Here is a 14,505-nt window from a genome sequence, read left to right on the forward strand (position 1 = left end):
TATGATTGTTTGTGTGAAATGCACGAACTGAGAGAGAAGGTAATGTTGTTCGACATAATTATTAGAAATGCAGAAATCGTCGATGGTACCAATACTCCAGCGTACAAAGCGGATGTGGGGTTAGTAGAAGATCGAATAGTCAAAATTGGTGAATTAACAAACGAGAAAGCGACGTCTGTTATTGATGCTGAAGGTTTGATAGTCAGCCCTGGTTTTATTGATGTACATACTCATGACGACACTAATGTTATTCGCTATCCCGATTGCTTACCAAAAATCAGTCAGGGTGTTACTACGGTGATCGTCGGTAACTGTGGTATCAGTGCATCGCCTGCCGTATTGGAGTGCGCACCGCCGGATCCAATGAACTTGTTAGGCAAACAGGAAGATTTTAAGTATCCGACGTTTGCTCAATATGCCGAGGCGGTGTCTTCAGCAGAACCAGCCGTGAACGTCGCCGCTCTAGTCGGCCACACCACGTTACGTAATAACGTGATGAATGACCTATTCAGAGAAGCCAGCGAGCAAGAGTTAGCTTCGATGAGGACAACGCTTGATTTAGCAATGCAACAAGGAGCACTTGGTTTAAGTTCCGGCTTGGCCTATGCCAGTGCCAAACAGGCGACGGCCAGTGAAGTTATGCGGTTAGCTGAGGTTCTTGCTGAGCATGATGGTATTTATACCACACACATGCGTACTGAGTTTGAAGAAATCTTGCATGCGATGGAAGAGGCTTTTGAGACTGGAAAGCATGCAAAAGTGCCTGTTGTCATCTCACATCTAAAATGTGCAGGTGCTGGTAATTGGGGGCGTACAGTTGAAGTTCTTGATTTGATGGAGAAGACATCAGCTCATCAAGATGTCTCTTGCGACTGCTACCCATATTCTGCTAGCTCGTCAACATTAGATTTAAAACAAGTCACTGAAGATTTTGATATTTTCATTACGTGGTCTGAAACAAAGCCAGAATGCGCAGGACAAATGCTCGCTGACATCGCAAAGCAAATGGAATTGCCTCTTATTGAAGCGGCAAGAGCTTTGCAACCTGCTGGCGCTGTTTATCACTGCATGGATGAAGCAGACGTTGAAAGAGTCTTGAAATACCGTTTGACGATGGTGGGTTCAGATGGTTTACCCAATGATCCTCATCCTCATCCACGTCTATGGGGAACATTCCCCAAAGTGTTGAGCCATTACTGTCAAGATCGCGAATTATTTCCTTTGGAAGAAGCAGTACACAAGATGACGGGTATGTCTGCGACACGATACAACCTATCGAATCGAGGTGTCATTCGCGAAGGTGCGTTCGCTGATATCGTGATATTCGACAAACAGAAAATAAAAGATACCGCAACATTTGAAAACCCCATTTCAGTCGCTGATGGAATTGAGTGTGTATTGGTTAACGGAAATATTAGTTACTCAAATAAAACCGTTGCTGAAAATAGATTTGGGCGATTTATATATCGTCAAGAGAAGTAATATTTAAATGAGCATTATTTGCTCTCAGAAATATAAAATTAGTTAAAAAATAGATAATTGGAGAATTAAAATGACGATTAAGCGCTATGGTGTTGAAGGTGGTGTAGGTACAGGTGGTCAACATTTACCGTTCGCTCGCGCAACTGAAGCGGGAGGCTTTCTTTACGTTTCAGGTCAAACGCCAATGACTGACGGCGAAGTCGTTGAAGGAGGGATTGTTGATCAATCCCGTCTTGCAATCCAGAACTGTGTAGACATTATGGAGGAAGCAGGTTACGGCCTTGAAGATGTGGTACATGTCAAAGTCGTTCTGACAGACTCACGCTATTTCCAGTCATTTAATAAAGTATTTAAAGAGTTTTTTGGTGCAAACCCACCTGCTCGTATTTGTATGGTATGCGATCTTGTTGTCGACGTAAAAGTTGAAGTTGATGTAACGTGCTATCGCGAAGACCGTCGTTAATTAAATACTTGTCATATATTACTTAAATTAATATTAAGGGCATTCTACTGAATGCTCTTCACAAAAATATAATTATTTACAATCTAAATGGACTTAATTCAGAAGTGCCTCTTACTTCTGAGTTTAAAATAACGTAAAACGGTAAGTGGCTTAAATGAGTCACTTATATCTCTGGAGGTGTTCAATGAACAGTACACTATTTTTATCCGGCTTCGGAATATATGTGTGTTTTCTTATTTGGCTAGGATGGTTTGTGTCACGAAACCAAAAGTCTGGTGAAGACTTTTTGTTAGGTGGACGTGGTTTACCTCTGTTTCTTGTGCTAGGTACGACAGTCGCAACCATGGTTGGTACTGGATCAAGTATGGGAGCGGTTGGCTTTGGCTACGCCAATGGATGGGCTGGAGCACTTTATGGTATCGGCGGTGCGCTAGGTATTCTGCTATTAGCCCTTTGGTTTGCACCAGTTCGAAAGCTTAATTTCATGACAATGAGCGAAGAACTCGCGTATTACGTCGGTGCCAACCGTGTCGTTAAAAATGTCGTTGGTGTGCTTATCTTTATTGCCTCTATTGGTTGGCTTGGTGCTCATATTCTTGGTGGCGGTATGTATTTGGCGTGGATTGCCGATATTGACCTCAACGTAGCAAAAGTCATCATCGCAGCGGCGTTCACAATATATGTTGTCATTGGCGGATACACAGCGGTTGTTTGGACCGACACTATCCAAGCAATTATCCTATTTGTCGGCTTTATTTTGATGGCGGTTTCATCTGTGCAACACATCGGTGGTATGGACAATCTTTACGAAGCGATGGACCCTGCGGCAACAAGCTTCCTTGCGATTGAAAAACTTGGTCTTATTCCTGCTGTCTCTCTAGCCGTGGTCATTGGTGTTGGTGTGTTGGCGACGCCATCTTTCCGTCAAAGAATCTACTCCGGTAAGAATGTCTCAACTATTCGCCGTTCATTTGTATTGTCTGGTGTTTTGTATCTGTTCTTCTCGATTATCCCAGCAATTATCGGTATGGCTGCTCATGCGATTGAACCAGGCCTAGACAATGCTAATTTCGCATTCCCTTATATTGCAGCGACTGTGCTACCGGTAGGCGTTGGTATGATCGTTCTTATCGCGGGCTTGTCGGCAACAATGTCTAGTGCAAGCTCAGATGCTATAGCGGGCGTATCAATTCTTCTTCGCGATGTATATGTAATGTTCACCGGCCGAGTGCCAAATAAAGAGTCAATGCTGAACTACTCCCGTCTAGCATTGGTTGTGGTTATCGGCTTTGCACTGCTGTTCGCGCTCACTTCGAATGACATCATTGGCTATATCACGAAGATGATCTCAACGGTCATGTCAGGCATGTTTGTATGCGGTATGTTGGGTCGTTTTTGGAAACGTTACACTTGGCAGGGGGCGATTGCGACACTTGTTGGTGCATCGGCAGCGTCATTCACAGTAATGTTTAGCGCAGACCTAACAGCTTTTTGGGGCAATCCAGTTATCCCATCAGTGACGGTAGCAACAATTGCAGGTGTTGTGGTTAGCCTAGTGACGCCTGAAAATAAGGTCTCTCCTGAGCAAGCTCAAGCGATTCTTGATGCTGAACGCGCTCAAATGGAGTTGGGCTCAGCTCCTCAAGAAACTTCAGTAAAACCGACACCAGTTACTGAGTAATTATGGTCTTATCTAGGAGTGCGTGCGGCACTCCTTCTTCTAATCCTAATATTTTAAGAGGCTCTGATGAAAGTAGCTTTCTTCGGTGAATGTATGGTGGAACTGAGTGGGGAGCCACTTCGAAGAACATTCGGAGGCGATACTCTTAACACTGCGCTTTATCTAGCAAGGCTTGGACGTAATCGAGGTATTGATGTTTCCTACGCGACGGGGCTGGGTGAAGATAAATTGTCGGTTGAGATGAAACGAGCTTGGAACGATGAATATATCGACACGAGTTTGATTGAAACCGTGTCAGACAAACAGCCTGGTCTGTATTTAGTCGAAACTGATGTAAATGGAGAGCGAACCTTTCTGTACTGGCGTAATGACAGTGCCGCAAAATACTACTTTGACAATGTGGTAAGTAAACTAGAAGTCGCATTAGCCGCTAACCAACATGATGCGCTTTATCTCAGCGGAATCAGCTTAGCCATACTGAACAATAGTGCTAGGGAACGAACGCTGACCATGGCTAAACACCACCATGATAGTGGTAAAAAAGTCATATTTGATAATAACTTCCGTCCTCAGCTTTGGAGTAGCTCCGACGCTCGACAGTGGTATGAAAAGCTGTTGCCTTATGTGGATATAGCGTTACTCACAGAAGATGATGATAAAGAAATATGGGGGACGCAAGAGTCTATTGAATCACGTTGTGAGCGATTTGAAATTCCAGAAGTGGTGATTAAGCGTGGTAGCGAGCCATGTAAGGTGATAACTCGAGAAAACGATAAGATTAATACCCACTTTGTCACAGCATCGAAGGTTGCGAATGTGATTGATACCTGTGCTGCCGGTGACTCCTTTGCTGCGGGATATTTGTCTGCGAGATTGAGTGGTCAGTCGTGCGAGTTATCTGCCGAGTTTGCCCATTCTGTTGCTGCTATCGTTATTCAACATCCTGGCGCTATTGTTCCGCTCGTCGCTATGGATCATTTATTGTGAAGAGGTCAACATGTCGTTAATTAATAAATTAAAACAATTCAAAGTTATTCCTGTCATTCAAATTAATAATGTGGACCATGCGATTCCTTTAGCTAAGGCTTTAGTCGAGAATGGCCTTCCAGTCGCTGAAGTCACATTCAGAACAGAGGCGGCAGCAGCTTCTATCAAGACTATGAGAGATGCCTACCCTGAGTTGTGTATTGGTGCGGGTACCATTTTGAACTCACAACAGGTAGATCTTGCTATTGAAGCAGGGGCTGAGTTTATTGTTGCTCCTGGCCTTAATCCCAACACGGTTAAATACTGTCAAGAAAACAATATAACCATTGTCCCTGGAGTGAATAACCCAAGCCAAGTTGAGCAAGCCCTAGAATTAGGATTGTCTTTCCTTAAGTTTTTTCCTGCAGAAGCATCTGGCGGTGTAAACATGGTTAAGTCGCTATTGGCGCCTTACGGTGATGTTGCATTTATGCCGACAGGAGGTATCAGCAAAGTGAATGTCAATGACTACCTATCTCTCGACAGAGTTCACTGCTGCGGTGGTACGTGGATGGTTGCAACATCGTTGATCGAAAACGAGCAGTGGGACCACATTGGTGAGCTAGTACGAGAAGCTGTAGCTGCGACACGATAACTAGTTTTATGTTGTTATTCGGCCAGTAACTAAGCTGGTTGCTTTTTAGTCCAGTTATTTTCGTTTTCATGCCCATTGATTTGGGTAGCCTTTTGACAACTCTAAAATAGATAATTATTAATGAAAAAAATCATATCAATAAGCTTTTTAGCGCTGGTTTCATCCTGAATTTATCGCGCGTGAGCATACCGTTAGATTTCTCTGCAAGCACTCAGATTTTATGAGGCCATACGCAGAAATTGTCGATGCAGACAAAAACATTTATATCCCAGGACCAAATAAAGGCGAAACTGAGTAGCGCTATCGTATTGGTCTGAACTTTGTATTCTAAGGAAGTAATAATGAAAAAAAGTATCTTATCGTTATTGATAGCCGGTTCACTAACAACAACGGCAGCATGGGCTATGGCACCAAATACTGATCTAAATTTAATGCCTTATCCACAATCGGTGGAATTAGGTCAAGGAAGCGTAACGTTAGACAAAGATTTTAGTATTTATATCAAAGGATTTAATTCCGACCGAGTCGAATATACGGCTAAGCGATTTGTAGAACGCTTAGAACGTCAAACAGGTCTACCGACGCTTAACTGGCGAGCTGATTCAGAGGATGAAGCGACGTTTATTATCGACATTCAGTCCCCAGCTAAGAGTGAGGTGCAAGATATTGATGCTGATGAGTCGTACAAGCTAACGAGCAATGACGGCAAAATTGTTTTAGAGTCGAGTCGCCCATATGGCGCTATTCGTGGTATTGAAACCATTCTTCAACTGGTCCAGACCGATGCTAATGGTTACTCTGTTCCGGCAATCAGTATTGTCGATGAACCGCGTTTTAGATGGCGTGGTGTTTCTTATGATACATCTCGTCACTTCATTGAAATGGAGGTGATTTTGCGCCAACTTGATGCGATGGCATCGGCGAAAATGAACGTGTTCCATTGGCATATTTGGGATGACCAAGGAATCCGAATTCAATTAGATAACTACACTAAGCTGTGGGAGAAAACCACGGACGGTGACTATTACACCAAAGATCAAATTCGTTATGTCGTAGAGTATGCACGTAAACTAGGTATTCGTGTGGTTCCTGAAATTTCGTTACCGGGCCATGCGTCAGCCGTTGCTCATGCTTATCCAGAACTGATGTCTGGGTTAGGGGAACAAAGTTATCCGCAGCAGAGAGAATGGGGGGTATTTGAGCCTCTGATGGACCCGACGAACCCTGAATTGTATGTCATGTTAGAAAGTGTATTCGACGAAGTGGTTGAATTGTTCCCGGATGAATACTTCCATATCGGTGGTGATGAGCCTAACTACAAACAATGGCAAGAAAATCCAGAAATTCAAACTTTTATCAAAGATAAAGAGCTTGATGGTGAACGAGGTCTTCAGTCGTACCTCAACGCGAAAGTGGAAAAAATGCTTGAGGAGCGTGGTAAGAAGATGAGCGGCTGGGACGAAATCTGGCACAAAGATCTTCCTAAATCGATCGTGATTCAGAGCTGGCGAGGCCATGACAGTATTGGCCGTGCGGCACAAGAGGGTTACCAAGGGTTGCTATCAACAGGCTATTACTTAGACCAACCACAGCCTACAAGTTATCACTATAGAAATGATCCGATGCCGAGTGGCATCACCGTTGACGATAAGCTTCACGAAGGGGAGCGCTTTGTTAGTTACCAGTGGGAAAAACCGCGTACTAAAGGTGGCCCACGCAAAGGCTTACTCACTATTATTCAAGCAAAAGACGGTAAAGTTCGTGCATTTACGGATTATAACGGTAAATCTCGAGCTGAAGTTGAGATCTTAGAATATGAACCTGGCAAGATATTCCGCGGCCACTTTGATAACTTCATGTCATACACAGAGTTCAATCTTAAGCTAGCGGGAGAGCAGTTTGCCGAAGGGAGCTATCAGCTTATTGGTAATGTAAGGTGGCCAACGACGGGGAAACTGGTTGCTTCTTCAGCACAAGAGGGAGCGTCAATTCCTGAGCCAACTGGTGGCTATCCTGCTGAACTGAACGAACAAGAACAAAAGCTGATATTGGGTGGAGAAATCACCGTTTGGGGTGAAAATATCAATTCGATGACGATGGAAAACAGAATTTGGCCTCGCAGTTATGCAATTGCGGAGCGATTCTGGTCAAGTGAAAACCTGACCGATGAAGCAAGCATGTATAAGCGTATGCGTGCTATCGATAATTGGTCGGAAATTTCTTTGGGTATGCGCCACCATGCTGACGCAAGAGTCATGATGCAAAGGTTAGCGAATGGCAGTGATATAACACCTTTATTGGTGCTGGCGAAGTACACTGAACCTGCACAATACTATGCGCGTAACTGGGAAAAATGGATTCAGACTGAGAATCCAGGAGATTTATACAATCAACACGAACGCCTGAATCGTTTCGCTGATGCGCTTCCGGTAGAGAGCTACACAGTGTACGAAATGCGTGATTTGGTGACACAATACGTTAACGGGGATAAGTCTGCTTTAACGTCGCTTAAAAATCACTACGAGCAATTACTCAATGCTTCTTCTGAGGCGGCTACAGTCTTTGCTAACAACGTAGCGTCAGTAGATACGGTACCGTTAGCTAAGGCATCACAGAAGATAGCTCAGTTAGGTTTGACACTGGTAACAAAAGCCGAAGCTGGCGAGAAAGTGTCTTCAGCCGATGCAAGAGAATATCAGTCTATGATTAATGACTCAGCGCAGATCATTGATGAAAGCATTGTCGCGACTGTGAAGCCGACGGAAATGTTGCTTTGGTCACTATCAAAGTAATCTTGCCAATCCACTCGGCATGGCATAACAATAAACGCCCCAATTAAACTGGGGCGTTTTATGTGATATTGACTGATAACCACTGCTTATCAGCTTAATAACAACAAGTGAATTCAGTAATAGGGCTCAAGGCGTTAGTCTATCCATAAGCAAACACATAACGTCGAGAGCATCCTATGACATTTTCGAAATCTCAACTTAAATCACTTTTCGCTATTTCTACCCTCGCACTGCTAGCAGGATGCTCTTCGCCCGCGTTTGATTCAGAAAACGAAAACTCTGCGAGAAACCGCGGAGCTGCTGGAGGGGCATTATTAGGCGCTACCATGGGGGTTTTAACTGGTGAGCCTGAACTCGCGGTTAAAGGTGCGGTCGCTGGTGGTGTTGCTGGTGGTGTTGCTGGTTCAATGAAAGACCTTGAGGATTCACGCGAAACTAATCGTACTGAAATTTTGGCCGATGGGATAAAACAGGATAATCGTAGTGAAGCGGAGATGCGTGCTGATGAGCTTGAAGCTCAAATTCGCATTAAAGAGCTAGAGCAGAAATTGGCAGAGATGGAAGCTCAGCAAGACGATCAAGTAATTGATGCTAGCTAGTTAAAAGCTGGCCATTACTCCAGTTTTAAAACATCAGATAAAGAAAAGGCCGATTGATCACTCAATCGGCCGAAAACAGTGTGAACAAATCGGTTCACTAACAACGTCAGTTGGCTAGGTGACCTCAAATTTTGAAGTCATTTTCTATAATGCATTTCGCGTGCCAATATTTCTTTTGGTTAATGTTATGGTTTAAGGCAATATTAATGCATAGTCAACGCGGAATTTCTCATTATGCAATTGCAATATGCATTAACTTTGCAATATGCAATTAACTGCTCTATCACTAATTCCTCTAGGTTCATATCATTTTGTACCGATTTAGTTACATAGATATGGCAGAACTCGCGTATTTTGTCTAATTTTATAGCTATCGATAGAGAATGGTTCAGAGACATATGCAACCAGCACCGATACCTAGAAATGACGATTACCGACTTAGTGTTCTTCAAACTTTGAAGCTATTGGCTACGCCTGAAGAGAGGTTCGATCGGGTGACACGTCTAGCTAAGCGTATGTTTAGCGTAGACATTTCTATGGTGAGCATTGTTGAACGGGATCGGCAATGGTTCAAATCGTGTGTAGGTCTTGATGCAACTGAAACGGCAAGGGATATTTCATTTTGTGGGCATGCCATTCTTGGTGATGAGCCGTTTATTATCTCGGACGCTCTGTCTGACAAACGCTTTAGTGACAACCCACTTGTTGTATCTAAACCTAATATTCGATTTTATGCAGGTGTGCCAATTAAGCTAGCTGACAATGTTAAGGTCGGGACGTTGTGTATCATTGATAGCAAACCTCGACATTTTAGTGACCAAGAAGTCCAAGACCTTATTGATTTGGCAAAACTCGCAGAAGATGAGTTAATAGCGTGCCTTGATAGCACGATTGATGAATTGACTCAAATTTCAAACCGCCGAGGCTTTAACATATTGGCTGACAAGGTCATCAACCGATGCCGTTTTGCTATGGAGCCATACACTATGGCTTCATTCGATCTCAACCAGTTTAAGCTGATCAACGATACATACGGGCATGGTCAGGGAGATGCAGCGTTAGTGGCCTTTGCTCGATTGCTTGTTGAGAACTTTAGAGATTCCGATGTGATAGCGAGAATTGGGGGGGATGAGTTTGTTGTACTCATGTCTGGAACCACAGGAGTGGATGCCAAATTTCCATTGATGCGTTTCAAAGATCAAATAGCGATGTTCAATGGTTCGAGTGACAGCGAATTTGAGTTGTCTTATAGCGTAGGTGTGGTTTGTTTCTCACCTTTAGAAGATCTCTCACACAATGATTTATTGGCTAAAGCTGATCTAGCGATGTATGCAAGTAAGCAGGCCAAATAACCGATATTCTATTTATAAGGTTTTCACTAAATAGTGGTGTAACTCCCCAAGGGAAGCGAAAGTATATGTTGCTTCCGTCATGTTAGGTGGCGTCACGTTACCATTAGAAATAAAGCAGCTTAAGCAGCCTGCATTTTCTGCGGTTTTTATGTCGTATTCGTGGTCACCGACGTAAATAACTTGTTCCGATGCCAGTTGCCATTTTTCTATTAAAAAGAGTAACGAAGCAGGGTTGGGTTTGGCAGGAAAATCTTCTCGAGTAATAAGCTCAAAAACCTTAATTTTGTTGGATTTTAGCTTCGTCTCTGCAGCCTGACGACAATTGCGAGTAATGACGCCTGAATAGAGGTGCTTTTCTTCCATCCACTTTAGCAACTCATGTGCTCCCTTCATAAGCGTACTTGAGCGAGCATCTTCGATTTCATGGCGAAGAATAATGTCGTTTAGTGCCCTGCGTTTAGCGCTCTCGCTCGAGCTGGCAACATGCTCTAGCAAATCTATATCATCAGGACAGGCTAGTTCTTTACGAAGAAGCTTAAAGTCGAGGTTGCAAGATACCAACGTATTATCCAAATCAAACACTACCGCTTTGAGCATTAAATTCCATCTCTCTTTCACAACATCCGGTAATGATAATGTATCCTGAACTTGTGTTAGTATCGATAGTTAATTTGGTGAAATTGTTGATATTGGCGGCCGCTTACCTTGCTGATGATCAAGTATGCGAATCGCTTCATGGATATTGACTTCGACTAGGTTAACCAGTGATTGCATCGCTTCAAGATTCGGGACGGTGTCGTTATCTAACTCACTTAGTAACACATCTATTTTGTTGATAAGTCTATTCAACCCGGAATTTTGAGCTACCTTCCTGAGCGTTAAAATAACGCTTTTGAGCCCGGTAACGTCTTGTGAAGAATAGACTTTGACGAGTGTGTTGAGTGTTTCTTCGCCGATGGATTGAAATTGTTCTATATTGTGTAACCGCATTTGTTTCGATTCGGTTGTTGAATCCAACAGTGTGAGTTCCGCTTCAGTATTGGTGCAATCTAGTTGCATTATATCGTGGCGCACTAACTGGATAACATTACTGTTTTCAGGTGGCGTCGAGTTCACTAATAGGTGTTGGTATCTTTGGAGAGCATCGATAAAACTCTCTTTTTGCAGGGGTTTGGTCAGAATATGGTTTGCACCAGCATCCACAAAATTATCATGAGCTTCCTTAAAAACATCGGCGGTACAGCCAAATATGACGGTTTTTGACCTAAGCTCTTGTCTAATAATACGAGTTGCTTCTATGCCATCCATTACGGGCATATGGTTGTCCATGATGATAAGGTCGTACTGTTTTTTACCGACTTTCTCTACCGCTATTTTCCCATTTTCCGCTACTTCTACATTGTGTCCTTGTTTCATACAAAATGTCTTCGCGACGAGAGCATTAACTTTGTTATCTTCAACGAGAAGGATTGTAAGAGACTGAGCGATCGCCTGTTCATCGAGTGAGACCTTGTCTTTAAGCTGAATTGCTTTGTTCGCAATTGGCGTTAGGTTGGCGGTGACAGTGAACTTGCTTCCTTTGCCTAGTTCGCTGGACACGTAAGCGTCACCTCCCATGAGGTTGGACAATTTCTTTACAATTGCCAGTCCGAGCCCTGTTCCCCCAAATTGTCTTGTTGTAGATGCCTCTGCTTGGGTAAAAGGATCGAAGATTGTAGCTAGTCTGTCGTGTGGTATGCCTACACCAGTATCTATGACAGCAATATTTAACTGTTCCTGATATATCGATATTGAACTTTGAGAGCTTGAAAAAACCAACTCAACAGCTCCACGCTCTGTAAACTTGACCGCATTTCCGAGCAAATTAAAGATTAATTGTCTGAGGCGCGATTTATCTCCTCGGAAAGATTTTCCGGGTGGCAATTGGTTATTCAGTTTGAACTGAATACCTTTTTCATTGCAAATTGCTGAGTATGTACTGATTATTGGAGAGCAAAGTTCGTCTATCGCGAAGCCAATATCTTCAAGTTCGAGTTTTCCTTCTTCTATTTTTGATATATCGAGAATGTCGTTCAACAAAGACAACAAGTGATTACCGGACTCTAGCAAAACACTGAGTTGCTCTTTGTGTTGCGGTTGCGTCACCGAGGACTCGAGAATTTGAGCCATGCCCAAAATGCCGTTTAGTGGTGTCCTCAGCTCATGGCTCATGGTAGCAAGAAATGTTGATTTAGCTCGGTTTGAGGCATCAGCTATTTGGACCGCTTGTTGAAGATTTTGCTCCAACTGCTTTCTATCACTGCTATCTCGTTCTACTGCAATAAATTGTTCGATTTGATTATGAATATTCCTAATCGGTGTTATAACAATGTCGATCCAATATGGGTGCCCATCTTTGTGATAGTTTAAAAGCTCTGATTGAACAGTATGCCCTTGACCGAGTTCATCTGAAATTCGCTTTATTTCCTCCTTGGAAGTGTCAATTCCTTGTAGAAGGTCACCTGGCTTCTTGCCAATGGTCTCTGCGAGTTGGTAGCCAGAGAGTTTCTCGAATGCACTGTTAACCCATGTTGTTAGGCCATCTCTATTTGTAATCACAATGGCATCGCTGGCGTGTTCGACCACCATGGCTAGCTGAGAGCGCTCTTTTTCGTTGTCGAGCAACTCTTTGTTCAGTTTGGCTTCTACATGTTGCTGTAGCCATTGACGCCAGTATAGATATGCGCCTAAACACAAAAAAAGCGTTACTGATGACAAAGCGATTTGAACCTTGGTGTCTGAAGAGCGTTGTAACCAGAAATCGTTGGTTTGATTTAGTAAACGATGAACTTCACTGTCAATTAGAGCTTTCTTTTCGTTGCTAATATCTTGCATCACACGCTTGTTTAGTCGGATATAGTTGTCTAGAGTCACGACGCTAGTATTGTCGCGGAGCGTGCTTGATAAATCGCTTAAGTTGCTTTTAGCATCAAGGTACTGATAGATGGAAAGCTTGTCAGCTTCATTTAGGGAGTCTCTCCAGAGCTTGTCTTTTAAAGCTTGGATGGTTTTACTGGAATATTCTAGAGATACTTTTGCGCTGAGTAGTCGTTCTAATCTTTGCGTAAATGACAACATTGCGTCTCGAATGGTTTTTGCGGAGGTGACTGCTGCTTCAGGCACCGGGTTCAGGATTGGAAAGTAGGCATTATGGTTTTGTCGAATATTCTCATACAGTTTGTCAGATAACAGTTCTATAGATACCAATTCATTTGAAAACTGGTCGTAGGTACTGTTGTCACTATATTCAAAGACGTATATCTCTTCGAGGTTGTGAGTGACATTCTGAGACAGTGATAGGTACGCCTTCTGATAAGCTTCACTGACATAGCTATTGACGGCGCTTATCATAAGCCAACATGCGGCTATTAAAGTACCAAGCATGTAGAGCAACTCTATCCGTGAACGGTTAAACAATCTCCTTTTCATTGCGCTAGCTCCGTCAAGAGTGGGGGAGGTGGAGCCGACAGTGCATTTAGAAAGGCGCTAATTTCAAGAGTTGTAGTGGCATCTAACTCTCTTCCTAGCTGTACTTTAGCCATGGTGACAATCGCCTCTTCCAATGTCGCAGCACGACCATCATGAAAATAAGGTGCAGTCTTTGCGACATTTCTAAGACTAGGTACACGAAACACTCCTTTATCAGAATCAATTCCTGTGACGTTGTAACGACCTAGATCTCTTTCTCTAGTAGTCGTCGTGCTGACATTGCCAAATCTCTGAAAAAGGTTACCGCCTATGTTAGTTCCCTGATGGCATACCACACAGCCCAAAGACTGGAACTTCTCCCAGCCCAAGTGGGCAATTGGTTCCATTGCGTCGGTTTGTCCTTTGAGAAATAAGTCGAAAGGCGAGTCTGGCGTGTTAAGCGCAGTCATAAACGTAACTAAGGCGTTTTTGACCGTTTCTTCTGTGATGACGCCACCAAAATACTCGTTGAATTGTACCCGGTAATCATGCACCGATTGCACATATTCAACGATGTTTCTCCAGTTAGTATTCATTTCTAGAGGGTTGTGGACGGGACCGTCCATTTGCTTCTCAAGACTTGACGCACGCCCATCCCAGAAGAAACGACTGTTATAGGCTATGTTGAATACTGTAGGAGAATTCCTAACGCCTGTGCCGTTTACACCTCGTGAGACACGGATGCTTTCTGCGCCATTATCGAAAATATGATGGCACGATTCACAGCTCACTTGTTGATTGGAAGACAGCCTAGGGTCAAGAAAAAGTTGTAGTCCTAGCTGGGCCTTATTTTTGTCATTACCCTGTAGTTTGACGTGCTTTATTGGAGCAACAAGGTGAAGGACACCATATTGTTGTTTGTGGGCGAGGGAGTGGTGTTCTTCGTGTTCAAGTTGTTTGAGTGTCAGAGGGGAGTCAAAATTCAAAAGCAGGTAGGTGCCAAGTATCGAAATAGCGAATAGTGAGGATAGCCACCTAATGAGAATTTTGTTCATACAATGTTCACAT

At 43.3% G+C, this 14,505-nt stretch carries 11 protein-coding genes; 8 read left to right on the plus strand and 3 right to left on the minus strand.

Annotation, left to right across the window (positions count from 1 at the left end; all coding sequences use genetic code 11):
* The first annotated feature begins 42 nt into the window (after positions 1–42).
* From HW45_RS08905 to HW45_RS08940, 8 genes are all read left to right on the plus strand, one after another.
* Complete coding sequence (locus HW45_RS08905; protein ID WP_038226425.1) at positions 43–1,482, plus strand: N-acyl-D-amino-acid deacylase family protein; 1,440 nt, start codon at positions 43–45, stop codon at positions 1,480–1,482.
* Positions 1,483–1,552: 70 nt separating this feature from the next.
* Positions 1,553–1,945, plus strand: a complete 393-nt coding sequence (locus HW45_RS08910) for a RidA family protein (RefSeq protein WP_006069083.1) — start codon at positions 1,553–1,555, stop codon at positions 1,943–1,945.
* 184 nt (positions 1,946–2,129) lie between these two features.
* Positions 2,130–3,626 carry a sodium:solute symporter family protein gene (locus HW45_RS08915; RefSeq protein ID WP_038226427.1) on the plus strand — a complete coding sequence of 499 codons (1,497 nt, stop codon included), beginning with the start codon at positions 2,130–2,132 and terminating at the stop codon, positions 3,624–3,626.
* A gap of 66 nt (positions 3,627–3,692) precedes the next feature.
* A complete protein-coding gene (locus tag HW45_RS08920; protein ID WP_038226429.1) occupies positions 3,693–4,613 on the plus strand; it encodes a sugar kinase in 921 nt (306 codons plus the stop codon).
* Positions 4,614–4,623: 10 nt separating this feature from the next.
* Positions 4,624–5,247, plus strand: a complete 624-nt coding sequence (locus tag HW45_RS08925; protein WP_038226432.1) for a bifunctional 4-hydroxy-2-oxoglutarate aldolase/2-dehydro-3-deoxy-phosphogluconate aldolase — start codon at positions 4,624–4,626, stop codon at positions 5,245–5,247.
* A 341-nt stretch (positions 5,248–5,588) separates the two neighbouring features.
* A complete protein-coding gene (locus HW45_RS08930; RefSeq protein WP_038226435.1) occupies positions 5,589–8,039 on the plus strand; it encodes a family 20 glycosylhydrolase in 2,451 nt (816 codons plus the stop codon).
* Positions 8,040–8,215: 176 nt separating this feature from the next.
* Entirely contained in the window at positions 8,216–8,638 is a 423-nt protein-coding gene (locus tag HW45_RS08935; RefSeq protein WP_038226438.1) for a glycine zipper domain-containing protein, read from the plus strand.
* Between the two features lie 398 nt (positions 8,639–9,036).
* Complete coding sequence (locus HW45_RS08940) at positions 9,037–9,990, plus strand: sensor domain-containing diguanylate cyclase (RefSeq protein ID WP_038226440.1); 954 nt, start codon at positions 9,037–9,039, stop codon at positions 9,988–9,990.
* 12 nt (positions 9,991–10,002) lie between these two features.
* Here the strand turns inward: HW45_RS08940 and HW45_RS08945 are convergent, their stop codons facing one another.
* From HW45_RS08945 to HW45_RS08955, 3 genes are all read right to left on the minus strand, one after another.
* Positions 10,003–10,587: an HAD family hydrolase gene (locus tag HW45_RS08945; protein ID WP_038226442.1), complete on the minus strand. Its 585-nt coding sequence runs from the start codon at positions 10,585–10,587 to the stop codon at positions 10,003–10,005.
* 69 nt (positions 10,588–10,656) lie between these two features.
* Entirely contained in the window at positions 10,657–13,458 is a 2,802-nt protein-coding gene (locus tag HW45_RS08950) for an ATP-binding protein (RefSeq protein WP_038226443.1), read from the minus strand.
* Positions 13,455–14,492 (minus strand): cytochrome-c peroxidase, encoded by a 1,038-nt coding sequence (locus HW45_RS08955; RefSeq protein WP_038226449.1) that lies wholly within the window; start codon positions 14,490–14,492, stop codon positions 13,455–13,457. Before HW45_RS08955 ends, HW45_RS08950 begins: the two co-directional genes overlap by 4 nt.
* Between the last annotated feature and the right edge of the window lie 13 nt (positions 14,493–14,505).

The sequence above is a fragment of the Vibrio sp. ER1A genome (assembly GCF_000733315.1).
Classification (GTDB): Bacteria; Pseudomonadota; Gammaproteobacteria; order Enterobacterales; family Vibrionaceae; genus Vibrio; species Vibrio mediterranei.

Excerpts from the sequence above, each read along its gene's own strand:
- HW45_RS08905 (WP_038226425.1), top strand. The coding sequence starts at position 43 with ATGTTGTTCGACATAATTATTAGAAATGCAGAAATCGTCGATGGTACC.
- HW45_RS08910 (WP_006069083.1), top strand. The coding sequence starts at position 1,553 with ATGACGATTAAGCGCTATGGTGTTGAAGGTGGTGTAGGTACAGGTGGT.
- HW45_RS08915 (WP_038226427.1), top strand. The coding sequence starts at position 2,130 with ATGAACAGTACACTATTTTTATCCGGCTTCGGAATATATGTGTGTTTT.
- HW45_RS08920 (WP_038226429.1), top strand. The coding sequence starts at position 3,693 with ATGAAAGTAGCTTTCTTCGGTGAATGTATGGTGGAACTGAGTGGGGAG.
- HW45_RS08925 (WP_038226432.1), top strand. The coding sequence starts at position 4,624 with ATGTCGTTAATTAATAAATTAAAACAATTCAAAGTTATTCCTGTCATT.
- HW45_RS08930 (WP_038226435.1), top strand. The coding sequence starts at position 5,589 with ATGAAAAAAAGTATCTTATCGTTATTGATAGCCGGTTCACTAACAACA.
- HW45_RS08935 (WP_038226438.1), top strand. The coding sequence starts at position 8,216 with ATGACATTTTCGAAATCTCAACTTAAATCACTTTTCGCTATTTCTACC.
- HW45_RS08940 (WP_038226440.1), top strand. The coding sequence starts at position 9,037 with ATGCAACCAGCACCGATACCTAGAAATGACGATTACCGACTTAGTGTT.
- HW45_RS08945 (WP_038226442.1), bottom strand. The coding sequence starts at position 10,587 with ATGCTCAAAGCGGTAGTGTTTGATTTGGATAATACGTTGGTATCTTGC.
- HW45_RS08950 (WP_038226443.1), bottom strand. The coding sequence starts at position 13,458 with ATGAAAAGGAGATTGTTTAACCGTTCACGGATAGAGTTGCTCTACATG.
- HW45_RS08955 (WP_038226449.1), bottom strand. The coding sequence starts at position 14,492 with ATGAACAAAATTCTCATTAGGTGGCTATCCTCACTATTCGCTATTTCG.